The sequence below is a fragment of the Paenibacillus xylanexedens genome, from assembly GCF_017874615.1.
Lineage (GTDB): Bacteria > Bacillota > Bacilli > Paenibacillales > Paenibacillaceae > Paenibacillus > Paenibacillus xylanexedens.
In genome coordinates, this window is record NZ_JAGIKV010000002.1 from 297,701 (window position 1) to 313,215 (window position 15,515).

Consider the following 15,515-nt stretch of genomic DNA (forward strand, 5'->3'; position numbering starts at 1 on the left):
ATGCCGCCTCCTTTAGGTCCGAAAAATCAACTCGCGGTAAATGTTATAACCGAATTCGTACAGCTGTTGCAGCATGCTAAAGACCAGTGCTCCAAGGAATACAATAATGCCCATCACAATGAGTGTCAGCACCATCGTAATGATCGTTCTAATCACTGTGTACTGGTGTACCGTCATCATGCCAATGAACAGAAGCAGTACAAACCAGAAAAACGCGATACTATTGAACAGATAATAAAAAGCAGTCTCCTCCTGCACCATAAAACGGCTGATCACGATCATTGGGGCATAGATCAGAATAACCGGAATGAGCGAGTAACCTGTCGCCAGGACGATTTCCCTGAACTTGCCTTCCCCTTCCATCAAAGTTGTTACTGCCCAGTTGGCCATGCACCATAGAAAGAAAGGTACGGCAACCGTGGCGATCTCGATGATACTGTTAATCGTACGAGGATCGATGTAATTAACGAGAAATCCTGCGTACTGCTTTTGCAAAATCATCATGACAATAGTAAGCGCCAATGCTGCAAAAGCAACAAGCAACCGTCCCCGGTTATCCGACTTGAGGTCCCAGAATGCATCAATGGGGTGAAAAATGAGATGCAGCGGAAACTTAATGAAATCCTGCTTCACGATCAACCTGCCTCCTCCGTCTCCATTTAACCGTCACCCGGGTCAGGATCAGAATGACAATCAGCGCGATCGCAGCGGTCAGGAATGTACCAAAATGTTCCTTCATCATCTCCCGCCGATGCCTCTTGAACGCGACAGAATAACTCTTGCGGTCCATTCCAAGTTCGAAGTAACCTAGCGCTTCCTCGTTTTTCTTCTCCATTAATAAGGACTTGCCGATACCGATATAAGCGATGTCATAGTTGGCATTCAGCTTCAGCACTTCTCTCCATATATTCACGGCCTCCGTGTCCTCGCCCCGATAGTGGAGTACCACCGCTTCATTCACACGGGCACCAAAACGGGTTGGCGCATAAACGACAAGGTTGTTCTTGCCCCGATCCAGAACCAAGTGATGCTCACCCGATTGTTCAATCGCGACAGGTGTTTTGAGCGTGCCCACCTGATTTCCTTTGCCACCGTATATGTAGAGCAGATGACCTTCATCGTCGTACGTGAACACCCGGTTCTGTGTCGCATCCAATACACTGTACATGCCGTCGCCCAGCACTTTCACATCGATCAGTTTGGATGGACCCGGATTGTTGCGGAACCGGATATCGCCTTTGACATCGTAATAACCAAACCGTTTCAGTACATCTTCACCAGACGGGTTAAGCCGCTTGATCGGTTCATTCGAGCCGGGATCAATATTCGTTGCATACACAAATCCTTTGTGGTCGATATCCGCATTGGAGAACTCCGTCGGGACAAACAGGACCATCTGTGCACGCTGGGCTTTGGTGGATAACATGCGCCAGATATATTCGCCGTAGTCCCGCTCCACTTTGTTCGTACCAACGTATCCGATAAATTTCCCACTCTCGTCAAACTGCATGATACCTTCGTAGACCCCTTGCGCCACAACGTACACTCGGCCTACATGGTCAACCGTCAGCTTCAAGGGCTGAAACTGGAATTGGGTCGATAGGATATCCGACTCGGGCTTCGTGATGGTTTGAATCAGCGTCCCCTCTCCATCCAGGACAACCACACGACCGTTGCCCGTATCGGCGACGTATATGCGTTCTTGCTCATCCACGAATAATCCGCCCGGAAGGTTAAAGGTCTCCTTGCTACCATCCATCATGAATCCATCAATGACGCGCAGCAGCTTAAAGTCTGGGTCCAATACAACAATTCGGCTGTTGCCACTATCCAAAATATAGATCAACCCGGAAGGTGAAACATTCACATCACCGGGGTCTTTGAACTCACTAATGCCGAGATCACGGCCTGATATCGTACGCTCGGGCAGATAGGCATCTGGTGAAGGAACAGCCTCTTTCCAGTAGTTGTAGTTATAACTCTCATACGGCGCCGGGGAGGCCGCCGCAGGCACGGCATTCACCAGCAGCAGAGATACTGCCGCCAGGAGAACAAGCCATCTTTTCACTGTGCGTGCCATATCGTTCCCCCTTAATCCTTCATGCCCGAGCTCGCCATCGTCTCAATGATTCGGCTCTGAGAGAAAATAAATAACGTGATCGGCACACTCATCAAAATCAGTGCTACCGCAGCACCCGCTCCTGCCCGGGATATTCCGCCCTGAATAATCTGACCTGCTGCATAATGCAGAGTCTTGAGTTGTTCGCTGTAGATATATCCATTGCCATCACTGCCCCATAACATCTGGAACAGCAGAATGATCAATGTAAGCCAGGCTGGTTTCACATTGGGCATGACGATGGACCAGAAAATCCGGTATTCACTGGCACCATCAATCTTGGCCGCTTCCAGCAGCGCATCCGGGATCTGCTCCATGAACTGTTTCATCAGATACAACCCGAGTGAATAGGCAAATGCCGGAATAATGACGGCCCAGTACGTGTCGATCCATCCGAGCCATGACATGATCATATAGTTCGGAATGGCCGTCACCGCAGGTGTGAACATCAGTGACAGTACGACCACTTGGAACATGAATACTTTGCCCGGAAACTTGTGTTTGGCAAGTGGGTACGCCGCTGCGGAAGCTAGCAGTACATGGCCTACGATACCGATGCCTGTAATAAATACAGTGTTGAATATATAACGTGAGAAAGGCACCCACGAGTCACTCAGCAGATTCAGCAGATCTGTAAAGTTGCTGAACGTGGGATTTTTGACAAACAGCGTTGGTGGAAAGGTGAAAATCTCATCCAATGGTTTGAATGCATTGTTGATCGCATAGATCAACGGCAGCACCATGAAGGCACCAAATACGAGCAGAAGGGCAAACAGGGAGAGGCTTCCCGATAGCGAGCGATTTACCCGCTTTTTGCCTGTCGCAATTGCAGCCATAGCTATTCTCCCACCCTTCGAAGCAGTTTCTGTACCAGCAAGTTGGTGCCCACCATAATCATGAACAGCACGGTGGCAATCGCCGATGCGTAGCCCATCTCAAACCGTGTTGTACCAAAGTCGATCAAGTGGGTGACCACCGTCTCTGCTGCATAGTTCACACTCGGGAACCCGGCCAGTGCGATTGACACATCGGCCACGGCAAACGAGGTTGTGAGCTGAATGACTGCGCCGAACATCAACTGTGGACGCATCGAAGGCAAGGTAATATACCATAGTTCCTGCCAGCGATTCTTGATCCCATCCACCGCTCCCGCTTCGTACAATGTCCGGTCCACCGTCTGCAAACCAGCGATAAACGCCAGAAATCCGGTTCCGAGACTCAGCCATAGCTGCACGAGAATGAGGATGGGCATAATGTAGGCTTCCGTCTTCAGCCATTGGATCGGCTCCAGGAGAAAACCCCATTTGATCAACAGCCCATTGGCAATACCATAACGATCTCCCGAGAAGATCATCAGCCAGATAAAATACACATTGCCCGAGATGGAGGGCGCATAGAAGATCAGCGTCATGAACGCTCTCCATTTCGGTGTTAACTCATTAATGATCCACGCGAAGACAAAACAGGCAATATAACTGATCGGTCCGGTAATGATAGCGAACAGCAACGTATTCTTGATCGCAATCAGGAATACATCATCCTCCAGAAACAAGCGAGTATAGTTCTGCCAGCCAATAAAACGCGGAAATTCCAGCATGTTAAAGTAGGTGAAGCTGAGTATGATCGAGATGACAACTGGAATCACGGTAAACATGAGGAACAGGAGCATATAAGGTGCAAGCAGAACATAGGAATGTTTGCTGGCCTTCATTTCCTGGAGCTTCCAGCTCCACCACGATTTCATGCCCATCCTTGACGCTTTCTCAGGAGGACTGTTTTGTCCGTCTCGGAGTGATATTTGTGGCACGATTAACCCTCCCTCTGCTTACGGAAGACCAAATTCATTACGTTTGACGCGAATCTCGTCCTGAATATATTGGGTATAATCCATGATGGATTCCCTGGCTTCCACTTGGCCAACAACGGTTTTGTAAAATGCATTGAACAGATGGCGGCCTGTAAAATAACCACCGGGTACTTCAGGAATGCCCTTCACCGTTTCGAATTGTGCCTTGAGATTGGCGTAATCCTCCGCAGGCCACGGCAGAGAATCCAGTGCCTTGATGTTGGCCGTTGGATAACGGGCAGCCGCACCCATCAGTCCTTCCATCTCCCGTCCGAATTCCGCCTGAATCGGCGTACTGGTCCACCACTTCATGAACTCCCACGCCGCGCCCTGATCCTTGGCACCCTCCAGCATCATGACCGCGCTGCCTCCACCCGGTACGTCCCGATTCAACGTTCCATCGGTCTGAACGGTTCCCGGGACAGGAACGAATCCCCATAGTCCGCGAATCTCCGGTGCAAATACGGACAATTGGTTGTACATGGTGTAATCCGTTAGTCCGATAGGCATCTGTCCTGTCCGGAAACGGTTGGCAAAATCATATTCCCGCTCTAACTTGTAATCGGTATAGAACTCCGTCCACTGCTTGAACGTCTCAATTCCGATCCTTGAATCCAGATCCGACTCCTTGTCATCGTTCCGATAGAAGGCGCCGCCGTTCTGAAGCAGCATCGTGGCATACTGCGAGTTCGGCGGAATATTGACACCCTGCATATTCGCCTGAGTCACAATCGGCATACCAAATTCCATATGGTTTTTGCTCAGAATCGCGAGCAGAGCTTCGACATCCTCCCAGTTCTGAGGCACTTCAAGTTCGAGTTCTTCGAGCACGTCTTTACGATAAAACAGCATGTTAAAAGTTTGCGTTTCCGGCAGGGCATATACGCCTGAATCATAGGCATACGGCACGATTGCACTTTCCCTGAACTCCTGTTCCACGGTGCTATAATCACTGAATTGCGTCAGATCTACAGCCGAGTTCCGCATCGCAAAGTTCACCGGCAGATCATTGCCGATCTGCATCGCTACATCAGGTCCTTCACCGGACAAAGTCGCTGGCAGCAAGGTTCCCATATTCACCAGCTTCAGATTGACATTGATACCACTGTCTGGTGTGAAGGTCTTGTCAATCATCGCTTTCATCGTATTCGCCTGGTCACGTCCGCTACCAATCCAGACGGTTACCGTACGCCGATCTTCAGATGTAGCTACATTACCAATCTGGTTATAATCAATGAAGAACGAATGATAGAATATCTTTGCTTCATGACCAAGCTTGGCAAGTGGCCCCATACCTGTTCCAGGAATATCGCGGTCAATCGAAGTGACGTACAGTGCATCGATTTCAAGGGGCTGCTCTCGTGCCTGCTGCACCCATGTGCCGAGACCGCCTGTATTGGTTTTGTAAGCCGCAAGCCGTCTTGGAATGGTATCTGGCTTGTCAATCATCTCGTCCAGTTGCAGCGCCATCGTCTTAATCAAGGCTTCCTGATCGCTGGACTGTCCCGACAGGAGACGAAGCTGTGCAGCCACGTCCTTGAGACGTTTACTTTCTCCGTTGAATACTTCCAGCAGGTTCGGGATCTGCTTTTCCACCCGGTAATCCCGGAATTCATCAGGCTTGGTGCCTGTAATCATCAGAATGCGTCGGTACATGGAGTTCAAGTTGTACAGACTGTCCTCCACATTGCGGATAAGCGGTGCGAAGTCACCGAGGCTGTTCTCCAGCCGCAGCACATGTTTTCCTTTGTCCAAGTGAAACTTGTATGCATCCTTGCCGCCCATCACGTCAATACGATAGTCACTTTGATAACGGAAAGGTGCTTTCGCCATCTCTGCAAACGGAACTTCACCATCGATGGTCAGTTTGCGTGTAGAATAGATGCCTTTGACAAAATTCTGCTGTGCGGTAAAACCGATATGATACAGTCCACTTTCCGGCACATCCACTTCCCATTCGATCCATTGTCCTGGCAGACGCCAGTTAAAGCCGCCAATCGTATTAATGCGTACTTGGGAAGCGCTGTAAGGAGATACAGCAGAACTTGACCTTTCGCTGGTCGGGTATAACGTAGGTGAAGATTTGGCAATCGCGGCTTCTCCTTCAATGCGAATAAGTATATCCTTCGGCTGCCCAGAGGAATCCGACTGTTGTGCACCTGCAGTTTCCGCGTAAGGAACAGCTGTCTTCTCATTGAAAAGACGAATGGACCGAATCACCATGGGTTCGCGTGATGATTTTAGCGTTAGCGTGTGTTCCCCTTTTTCCAAATAAAACTTGAATGGAGTCTGTACGTACCCGTCGGAGTCCTGAAACGTTTCTTCCATCCAGCGTGGTTGCTCCACTTGTCTCGGGCGTAGGTCATTACCTTGATTGTCCTGCTCAACAACATCTTTCTCATTCGCCCACACCCGGTCAAACTGCAAATAGGCGGCTTCCGCAAAAGGAAGTTCACCATCAATGTACAATGCACGCTCAATGGCCGAACTCTTGCCTTCAACGGGATAATAGATGGCGGACAGGTTATACAGCCCGGTCTCCGGCACGTTAATGGTCCAATCGACTTGTCCGGTCTCTCCGGTATGGAGAGATACACCATCCATTCCTTCATAATTAGTCAGTTTGCGGACGTCTTCACCTTCGGCTTTTATGTAATCTCCTGCTTCAATGGTGATGTCCACATTCGGCTGTGTAGCCTGATCCGTTCCGGATCGATACTGTTCGTATCCCTTTTTCTGCCGGGTCTGCTGCAAGACTGCATCCACTTCAATGGCAGGCAGACTGCCAGGTGGAATGTTTGCACTCTTTCCATCAGCGCCGGAAGTTATATATAGAATGATGCAGGCTGCCGCCACGATGATTACTGTGGACAATATCCATGTCTTACATTGTAGAATTCCAGCCATCCTACGAGTCCTCCTCATCAAGGCTGATGCCAGCAATGCCGATTTGGTGGTTCAGGAAAAGGGGCTCCGTGCAACATTGCCGACACGAGCCCCCCTGCCTGAATCGTTTGCTGGTGATAAGTGTTGTTATTGTTTGCCGAGTTTATCAATTGCAGCTTGTGCCTGTGCCTTGTATTTCTCGGCTGTTGCTGTCACGGAAGCATTGTTTTTGATGATATCGTTCACATAATCCCCGAAAGGGTACCCCGTGTAGGCATCATCCAGCAAGATTCGGCCCGTTCCAGCGATGTGCTCGCGAATAATAGCAATATCTTTCTCGTCGGTATAGCGACTCTCCAGATAATCTTGACCTGGATACTCTTCAATCTGCGGGATGTCGAAGGTCTCTTCATAGATTTGGTAGACGATCTGTGGATCCTCCACACCTTTTGGAATGAACTTCGCCGATGCCGCGTTGTTTGCATACGTTACCTCTTTGCTACCCTGTGGCCCGTTCGGAATGGGTACAACACCGACTGCAAAGGTTAGATCGCCCAACTGCCATTCGGCGGCAGTGAACAGGGCTACGTCTCCATCCTTGAACGTATTGCTTTCCTCCCAGTTGGTTTTGTCGCCGGTTTTGACCTTCACGACATTCTCCACGTTATACAGGCGTTTGACGAATTCGGCAGCTTCAATCGTTTTCGGATCGGACAATCCTTCTTTGCTATTGGTATCATCCACGATCGTTCCACCATTGGCTGCGGTAAAATGACGAACGACATCAAGCGCCCAGCCAGAAAATCCGTATACGTCAGTTTTGCCGTCGTTATTGGTATCTTTGGTTGCCTGTTTGGCAAGTTCCATGAATTTGTCCCAATCCCATTTGCCTTGGTTATACAGTTCTTGAGGATCAGGCAAAGATAATTTTTTGAACAAGTCACGGTTATAGTGAAGTCCCAGACCAATGCTGGTTGGAGATTCGAAGGCATATTCGTTGCCTGCAATGGCAGGAAATTTTGCAATCAGGTTAGCCTCTTGGTTGATGTTATTCTCAGGTGTAGTGAATTCGGAGATGGGCAATAGTTGCCCTTTGAGGATGGCGGGTAGTGCGGATTTGTACTCCATCTGAACGATGTCGGCGAACGGTTCGCCAGCCAGTGCAGACGTTGTGAATTTGTTCATATATTCTTCAAAAGGTACGTTAACAAACTCCAGTTTTACGTTGTATTTCTTCTCGACCTCTGCAATTTTATCAAGTCTGGCCTTATCGGAGGCCGTCTCTCCCGCCGGTTTCAAGTCCCACCAGGCCGCGACCTTGATGACACGCCCACCCAGATCAGGCACATTAACCACAGCTTCTTCCGCTTCGCCCTCTTTCTCTGTCTCAGCGACCTCGGTGCTGTTACCTGAGTTCGTTGTTCCCTCTGCTTCGGTCTCCGTCTGCGCTGTCCCCCCACCACTGCAAGCGGATACAAAAATCATCACAGCCAATAACATCAGAGGTAGAACATTCCATCTTCTCATCATGATTTTAACAACCTCCCCGAATGTGTATACCAATCATGGTTCACCCTAAATCATTAACCCCATTCATCAACCAATCGAAAATAAACAACCACCACCATTTGTTATTTTCTTGTTTGTTTTTCACAAACAAAATTTAACACAGCAAAATGTAAGCGTCAACATTTTTGTTGTTAACATTTTCTATTTATTCTGATAAAATGCTGATTAAGCTGTAACATTCCTGTGTCACAGCTTATTCAATATCCTGGACTCTAAGTACAAACATATTAAACCATGATTCTAACTTTGTTTATTTTGTTATTTTTATAAAATAACAAAATAATAATTAAGCAGACAAATTTCGTCATACTATCTGAAAATATGCTTACCGTCACGTTGAACGTTCATCCTAAAATACTGTGCATCACTAACATTTTGAATTCTCTGTCCGTTATTAGATTAAGAGAAATACATCATGTTATACTAGAAACTGTTGGATATCGCTCCAAATAAGGAATACGGCAGAACTACGAGTGTAAGGATGGTATGATGAAGACAAAGGTAACAATTCAGGAGATTGCACATTTTACGGGTTTGTCGAAATTCGCGGTATCACGAGCTTTGTCTGGAAAATCGGGCGTTAGCGATCAAACGAGGGATGTCATTCTCAAGGCCGCTGGCAAACTTGGATATTTCAAAGATAACAGCATGTTGTCTGGTGAACTGTATAACAGCCATGAACTTCAGGAACCAAAGAACACACGTTCAAGCGGAACGATCTTGATTTTGTTCCCCAATGTTCGGTACCAAAATCAAGACTCCGTATACTGGGGACCCGTCTTCAACGGGATCTCTTCCAAGCTGAACCAAAAAGGGATTAATATCCTGACCTTAACGGAACCCTCAGCAGACCAGCTATTTACCCTACTCAACCCGGATGCCATTCGAGGGATCATTACCGTTGGCTCTATCTCGACCCCGATTCTGCTTGAAATCAAACGGCTCAGTATTCCGGTTGTGATGGTCGATCATCTGGACCCTGTTTTTCACAGTGACAGCATATTCACCGATAACTTTGCATCCATGCGTGAGATCATGCTCTATTTGCTCCGCAAGGGTTTCAAAACATTCCAGTTCGTTGGCAATATCGGGGATGCTCATAGCTTCTATGAACGCTGGATTGCGTATACTTCTGTGCTTATGGGTCATGGGATGGAAATACATCAGATTCCCGAGCTGAGTAATCAGGCCTTGGATGAGTTCCGCCAGACGTTCACTTCGGTGATCAGTGAGGATAACCTGCCTGAAGTGTTTGTATGTGCGAATGATTTCTATGGGCTATACACCATAGAAGCCCTTGAGAGTATGGGTATTCGTGTACCCGATCAGTGTGTTGTCACGGGATTTGATAATCTATACGACAATATCCCATTACTGGCTACAGTCAATGTGAACAAGGAGTTGCTCGGTGCGCGTGCAGTGGATCAGATGTTATGGCGCATTGCAAATCCAGAGAGCAATGTCGAGAAAAAGTTGATTCTTGCTGACGTCATTATTCGTGAACAGTTCGGCAGGCATAGTGGTTAAAAGTATAATACATGTTGGTTATATGTGTGGATATACATATTGAGCATATATGGAATAATGCTTATGTCCACACAGAACAGCAATACAAATACCCCTTTAACCGTATTCGTGCGGCTTTAGGGGGTATTTGTATTGTTGTATGTTGTGTAATCCCGTTTTACGTATCTGTACGCACATCATCCCAGTCCTGATCCAGATAACAGATCAGCCAGTTCAATGCACGGTGACGTTCATAAACCACTCCACCATTCAGGCCAGCGGGAGGTGTTTTGTCATTCACCCGACTATCCACACACACCCAGTTATAACGGTAGATCAGATCTGCTTCATCCAGAATCTCGCTCTTGCTACGCAGAGATGCATCGGAGAGAAAGTCGGTAAAACTATCCTTCTGTTGCAAATAACCGACATCCTTCCCTACGTTACATAACTCCGTTGGTGTACCTAGTCCCTTCACATAACCAAGCGCCCACAACATTACGTGGTAGGCTTCATATCCCCAGGAGAAGGAAATAATCTCCTGCTGCTCTGCTCCGTGCTGGTCGATAAACCTCTTCTCTACGGGGGAGAAAAAGGATTCAGCCTCATACTTGTCGATCACTTCCTGGACCAGTGCTGCGGTATCTTCCGCACTTTCACCAGCTCCCAGACACTCTCCCTTAAGCGCAGCAAGACACAAAGCAACCGCACGACGCGCGACTTCCTCTTTACTCCGAATCGTGGTGTGCTCGTCTCCGGCCCTTGCGGGCAAGTTCGTATTATACGGAATGCCTTGTTCAGTCAACAGTTGCTCGGATCGTGCTTTACGTTGAATGCCCGACTCCGACTCGGGGCTGTCACCGTCAAGGAAACTGGTGTGCGCTGTCACCGTGTAATCCTCTACCTCAGATTCTCCATTCACATCCAGCAATAGCTGGCCTTGTGCGTTCAGCAGAGATCCACCTCCCCAGAAGATAACAGCATCCAGCGCATCAGCCAACCGCAATAACTCGCCGAAGAATTCTTCCGAGATATCCTCTTCCGTCTCAATACCAACCACCATATTAAGTGTGGAACATTTGATCAGTACCTTTTCCTGAAGCGAAGCATTGCGCCCCTCAATCTGACTCAAAAACCCAAGCATCCCCTGAATCATTGTCATAAATTCCTCAGGATGTGTCTGGCTGGTCATGATATTAAAGCCTTTGTTTTTCTTACTGAGCCATTTTTTCTGAGTCACTTGAATATGAGTCTTGTCTTCCCGGCGTTTAATCGTACCCTCAGGATAAATGGATTGAATCCATTCAAACAGCTGATCCAAGTCAAACTGAGAGCTATATATCGCACAATTTCTCATGAAGTTCACCCTCTCTCTATATATAGTTCAACTAATGAATATTTACACTGGCACTCCGATGGCAGAATAACTTTCCGATCGCTGTTATCCCCAGATTTTTTTATTCCTTTTTTTGAAAGGGGAAATCCGGTGCTAGCGTATGCTTCCGATGTAGCTTTCTTTTAGAAAGCTTTTAGGCGATCGCTCCGCTTCTTCAAGTTATTTCTGCCCTCTCCGTTATCGTGTAAATGTTCAGTTGAACATATATGACTAATCCTTGTATGGATCGAATTCATTTCCTCCGGCCATGGCGACACCAACGGGACGTAGCAGATGGTTGATCTTCAGCGTATTCGCATGTGCGTTCAGCACGTCTTGCAGTTTCTTATACACAAACGGACTTTCGTCTGTGCCCGCTCCCCGCAGCTCGACACCATAGGCACGAATCGCCTCATGCATCTGTGCTTCGCTAATCTCGCCACCCATGCGTGTGCGCAGCTTGTAATTCATTTTGCCAGCCGCCTGGGTTCGGCTCATCGTGCGCCCTGCCCCGTGCACAGTGCTACGGAATGACTCGGTATTCTCCTCGCTATGAATCCCTTCCACAATTACCGAGATATCCCCCATACTGCCTCCGACAAAACCGAGTTGCCCGGGTGCCAATGGCGTTGCGCCTTTGCGGACCACAACTACCTCTTCACCCATGTGTTGTTCTTTCCAGGCAAAGTTGTGATGATTATGAACGGCGTATTCAGCACTTGCCCCGAGAATTCCGAGCACCTGTTCAATAACATAGTCGCGTCCTGCATAGGCATATCGGCCCGCCAAAGTCATTGCGTCCCAATACATATCACCCATTTCACTGTTCAGGTCAAACAACGTAGGCGGTTGATCCATCGATTCGCCAGGAGCTTTGCCACTGAACTGACGCCCTGCGGCAAGGTTAAGGAACCCACTCGCCACTTTATGACCGAACCCGCGGCTGCCAAAATGATTCGCGATCCACACCTTTCCCGTTGCTTCTTCTACAAAAATATCCACGAAATGATTGCCACTGCCTACGGTTCCGAGTTGGTTGCGTGCAAGTGTCTTCAGCTTATGTTGTAATCCCGGTTCAATGGTATCAAACAGCTTCCAGCTCGCGTCGTCGAACAGTTCATGATCCACGGGTGTTGGATTGTTGCGGCCCACGCCGAAAGATATGGTTGAATTGATGTTATCCATGATCGTTGCAATCTGATCCCGAATATCGTTCCACATCAGATTCGTGCGCACAGCCTTGTTGCCACAGGCAATATCATATCCGACACCTGACGGACTGATCATATTCCGATAAGCGACAACACCACCGATGGGTTGCGAGTAACCTTTGTGATGGTCGGCCATCAGAGCCACACCCAATACATCTCCATATTGCGAGCAAGTCACCGCCTGACTTACGGCGTTCTCCAGCGGTTCCCCCCAGACTTTAATGTTATCTACGATCCGCATGATTGTGTTAACCTCCTATGTATTTTTTTTTGAAAATACATCTTTTATTTCTATACTGTTGTTCTCATTAGTTTAACAAAGATTAGCGTGGCTCGAAACGTCGTCTTCCTTCAGTTCACCATTATCTGCGCATTAAAAAAAGAGAGCTAGGCTCCCTTTTCTCACGGTTGGTTCCTATTCACTTCTTGCTAATCTTAAACTTGAACTCCCAAGTTGCTGTGTTACCAGAATATCGACCTCTGTTCTCGGTCACCACGACGGAAAGCGTCTTGTTGGTTGATTTGGAGAACGAAGATAGTTTGACGTTGGTGCTTTTATCCCCGTAATCTGGAATTTTGTCCTGTTCTTCGGCGATGGCCTCCAGTTTCAATGTACCCGTGGATTTCAGGTTTAAAGTGACTGACGAACCCTCCTCCAGATCTTTGCCGTTCACCCTTGCTCCGATGGCCCACTCATTACCGACAGAGTTATTCTCGACAAGTTCTGCGCTCACCAGCGTAACGGTTACCTTAACCGTTTTGGCGGCAGCATAGGAGGTTGGGGAACATACGGCGAATACCAGGCTCAGAACCATGAAAACATTAGCCCATTTTTTGAACACGAGAGTGCCTCCCTCTTATTCGTTTCTTTTATTAAGACTATGCCTTATTCGCCGTGTTCCTTAAGTAATCCTTCCACTCGTGTAAGAAATTTTCACTTGAACCTGTCTGTTAAAGATGCTTCCGGTAACCCTGAACCTTCTCATCCTTGAAACCTAACTTCTCATAAAATATATGTGCTTCCTTACGCTGATCGCCAGACACCAGAATCATGTAACCACAACCCATATCTTTTGCAATCCGCTCAATCTGGAGCATTAACCTCTGCCCAATGCCCTGCCTGCGTACCTGATCCGATACAATCACATTCTCCACAACCATGAACGGTTTGCAAGACCCCACCAGATCCATACACTCAACCCCCATAACGGACCCGACCAGCTTGCCATTGTAAAATGCCCCAAGCACATGATAATGACCATTCTGCTGTATGTAATGGAACATCTTTTTCATCTGCTGCTCATTGGTAGGCATTCCCATCAACTCATTGTATAGCTGGCTTAGTGCAGGTAAATCTTCAAGTTCGATTCCTTTAATGGTAACCATGATAACCCTCCTGATTTTTCCTATTTCGCATGCTTTGTCTTAAGTAAGGTCCTTCTTAAAATAATAATGACTGTGTCCGGTCGGTGCATTCTCGATCGTTGTGATTAATTGGTAGCCATGTTTCTTGTAAAATTCCGGTGCTTGATAGGAGAAAGTGTTCAACATAACAAAATCACAAGATTTCTCTCGCGCAATTCGCTCAACTTCAAGCAACAACTGTGAACCATATCCCCGATGCCGTTGTTCAGAATCCACCCAAAGAATATCAACCTCCAGCCAGTTCCAGCAAAGTGTACTAAGCACACCTGCAACAATCTCGCCGGTCTCATTTTTGATATTGAAATTCAGTTCTTCGTACCGATGCCTTAATTCTTCGCTCACATGTGCAGCATTAAATGCGATAAGTTGCTGGCGAACATACTCTGAATCCTCCTCCGTACTTGGGGTTATATTTCCTTTAGACATCTCCTAATCACTCCTTTTATCTCAACAGTTTATAATTTACGATAATGTAATTCATTCCGGATAAGAGAGTAACGCCTGTTGCAACCCATAGTAATGCCACATCCACTCTAATATCAGTCAGCAAACTAAACGGAACATTGTTCAACAAAATGGCAATGATCGCTGCCACCTGAAGCACCATTTTGATTTTTCCATACCGATCCGCAGCAAGAGCAATGCCCTGTTCTGTGGCTACCATTCGCAATGCAGTAATGACAATTTCACGTCCTATAATGATTACAGCAATCCATGAACTGATCATATTCTCCTGAACCATCATGATCAGCGCTACCGCAATCAACAGTTTATCCGCCAGTGGATCAAGCAACTTTCCCAGATTCGTGATCTGATTATATTTTCTCGCCACATATCCATCCAATTTATCCGTACCAGCTGCTACTGCAAAAATAATTATTGCAATCATCACGCTTTGCTGATTGAGAAAACAGATCATAAACAATGGAATCAACGCGATTCTAGCCAACGTGATTTTATTTGCCAGATTCATTAGACATCCATTCTCCCCTCATCCATGTTGGCTAAGTGACCTTTTTTCCATTTACGTAATCGGGTCCGAAAGGATTTAAAAGGAGCTACCGAATTAATCTGGATCCACTTCACCATAGCCCATCCGGGCTTGGTCCCCGTCCACTGCCTTATCCCTTGTACAAATAATTCCTCTTCGCTCAGCGAGTCAATCCAGTTCTGCCATTGTTGTTCTGTCTCCCGAAACAAAGAGCGTAACTCCTCCAGCGTATAGCCTGAATACTTCTCGTAAAATGATTCATTTAATTGCCCCAGTTGGTTCCATTTATACCCTGGTGCAGGCATATGACATTCATGTCCCAACTGTTCATTTCGCTCCCAATCCATCACCAAGTTCATCCATCCCAGCTGGTACGCGATCATCTGGGCAGGCGTCTTATCTACACCTTCAACCCACTTATCTTTGTCGCTGTTATGGATGTCATTGAATTCACCCTCAAACAATTCATAGGTGCGTCGAATCGTCTCACTTAACTCTTTCTTCGAGGCATATAGAACTCCAGGCACGCTACTCCACTCCTCTCGTTTCACCGTTATACATGAATCAGAAGCATGGACTCTATCATC

At 47.3% G+C, this 15,515-nt stretch carries 14 protein-coding genes; 1 reads left to right on the forward strand and 13 read right to left on the reverse strand.

Annotation, left to right across the window (positions count from 1 at the left end):
• Positions 1 to 12 precede the first annotated feature (12 nt).
• From J2Z28_RS03640 to J2Z28_RS03665, 6 genes are all read right to left on the reverse strand, one after another.
• A complete protein-coding gene (locus tag J2Z28_RS03640; protein WP_133384080.1) occupies positions 13 to 633 on the reverse strand; it encodes a YIP1 family protein in 621 nt (206 codons plus the stop codon).
• Entirely contained in the window at positions 614 to 2,080 is a 1,467-nt protein-coding gene (locus tag J2Z28_RS03645) for an NHL repeat-containing protein (RefSeq protein ID WP_211081210.1), read from the reverse strand. The genes J2Z28_RS03640 and J2Z28_RS03645 overlap by 20 nt, the downstream gene beginning before the upstream one ends.
• Positions 2,081 to 2,091: 11 nt before the next feature.
• The gene (locus tag J2Z28_RS03650; RefSeq protein WP_017689719.1) at positions 2,092 to 2,955 is read right to left on the reverse strand and encodes a carbohydrate ABC transporter permease; all 864 of its coding nucleotides are present in this window, start codon (positions 2,953 to 2,955) and stop codon (positions 2,092 to 2,094) included.
• A gap of 2 nt (positions 2,956 to 2,957) precedes the next feature.
• Positions 2,958 to 3,869, reverse strand: coding sequence for a carbohydrate ABC transporter permease (locus J2Z28_RS03655; protein WP_047842211.1), 912 nt, complete (start codon positions 3,867 to 3,869; stop codon positions 2,958 to 2,960).
• 75 nt (positions 3,870 to 3,944) lie between these two features.
• Complete coding sequence (locus J2Z28_RS03660; protein WP_211081211.1) at positions 3,945 to 6,872, reverse strand: extracellular solute-binding protein; 2,928 nt, start codon at positions 6,870 to 6,872, stop codon at positions 3,945 to 3,947.
• 126 nt (positions 6,873 to 6,998) lie between these two features.
• Positions 6,999 to 8,378 carry an ABC transporter substrate-binding protein gene (locus J2Z28_RS03665; protein ID WP_211081352.1) on the reverse strand — a complete coding sequence of 460 codons (1,380 nt, stop codon included), beginning with the start codon at positions 8,376 to 8,378 and terminating at the stop codon, positions 6,999 to 7,001.
• Positions 8,379 to 8,906: 528 nt separating this feature from the next.
• On the opposite strand from J2Z28_RS03665, the gene J2Z28_RS03670 reads away from it, so the two are divergent.
• Positions 8,907 to 9,947 carry a LacI family DNA-binding transcriptional regulator gene (locus J2Z28_RS03670; RefSeq protein WP_235193769.1) on the forward strand — a complete coding sequence of 347 codons (1,041 nt, stop codon included), beginning with the start codon at positions 8,907 to 8,909 and terminating at the stop codon, positions 9,945 to 9,947.
• 157 nt (positions 9,948 to 10,104) lie between these two features.
• Here J2Z28_RS03670 and J2Z28_RS03675 read toward each other — a convergent pair whose 3' ends face one another.
• The 7 genes from J2Z28_RS03675 to J2Z28_RS03705 all read right to left on the reverse strand — a co-directional run bounded on the left by J2Z28_RS03675 (position 10,105) and on the right by J2Z28_RS03705 (position 15,455).
• A complete protein-coding gene (locus J2Z28_RS03675) occupies positions 10,105 to 11,283 on the reverse strand; it encodes a DUF4272 domain-containing protein (protein WP_211081212.1) in 1,179 nt (392 codons plus the stop codon).
• 249 nt (positions 11,284 to 11,532) lie between these two features.
• Positions 11,533 to 12,753 (reverse strand): RtcB family protein, encoded by a 1,221-nt coding sequence (locus tag J2Z28_RS03680; protein WP_211081213.1) that lies wholly within the window; start codon positions 12,751 to 12,753, stop codon positions 11,533 to 11,535.
• 178 nt (positions 12,754 to 12,931) lie between these two features.
• Complete coding sequence (locus J2Z28_RS03685; protein WP_342357467.1) at positions 12,932 to 13,354, reverse strand: hypothetical protein; 423 nt, start codon at positions 13,352 to 13,354, stop codon at positions 12,932 to 12,934.
• A gap of 109 nt (positions 13,355 to 13,463) precedes the next feature.
• Positions 13,464 to 13,898 (reverse strand): GNAT family N-acetyltransferase, encoded by a 435-nt coding sequence (locus J2Z28_RS03690; protein WP_036610283.1) that lies wholly within the window; start codon positions 13,896 to 13,898, stop codon positions 13,464 to 13,466.
• Positions 13,899 to 13,937: 39 nt separating this feature from the next.
• Positions 13,938 to 14,363, reverse strand: coding sequence for a GNAT family N-acetyltransferase (locus J2Z28_RS03695; protein ID WP_211081214.1), 426 nt, complete (start codon positions 14,361 to 14,363; stop codon positions 13,938 to 13,940).
• A gap of 16 nt (positions 14,364 to 14,379) precedes the next feature.
• Positions 14,380 to 14,910 (reverse strand): CDP-diacylglycerol--glycerol-3-phosphate 3-phosphatidyltransferase, encoded by a 531-nt coding sequence (gene pgsA, locus J2Z28_RS03700; RefSeq protein ID WP_211081215.1) that lies wholly within the window; start codon positions 14,908 to 14,910, stop codon positions 14,380 to 14,382.
• Positions 14,910 to 15,455, reverse strand: a complete 546-nt coding sequence (locus J2Z28_RS03705) for a ClbS/DfsB family four-helix bundle protein (RefSeq protein WP_211081216.1) — start codon at positions 15,453 to 15,455, stop codon at positions 14,910 to 14,912. The genes pgsA and J2Z28_RS03705 overlap by 1 nt, the downstream gene beginning before the upstream one ends.
• Positions 15,456 to 15,515 lie beyond the last annotated feature (60 nt).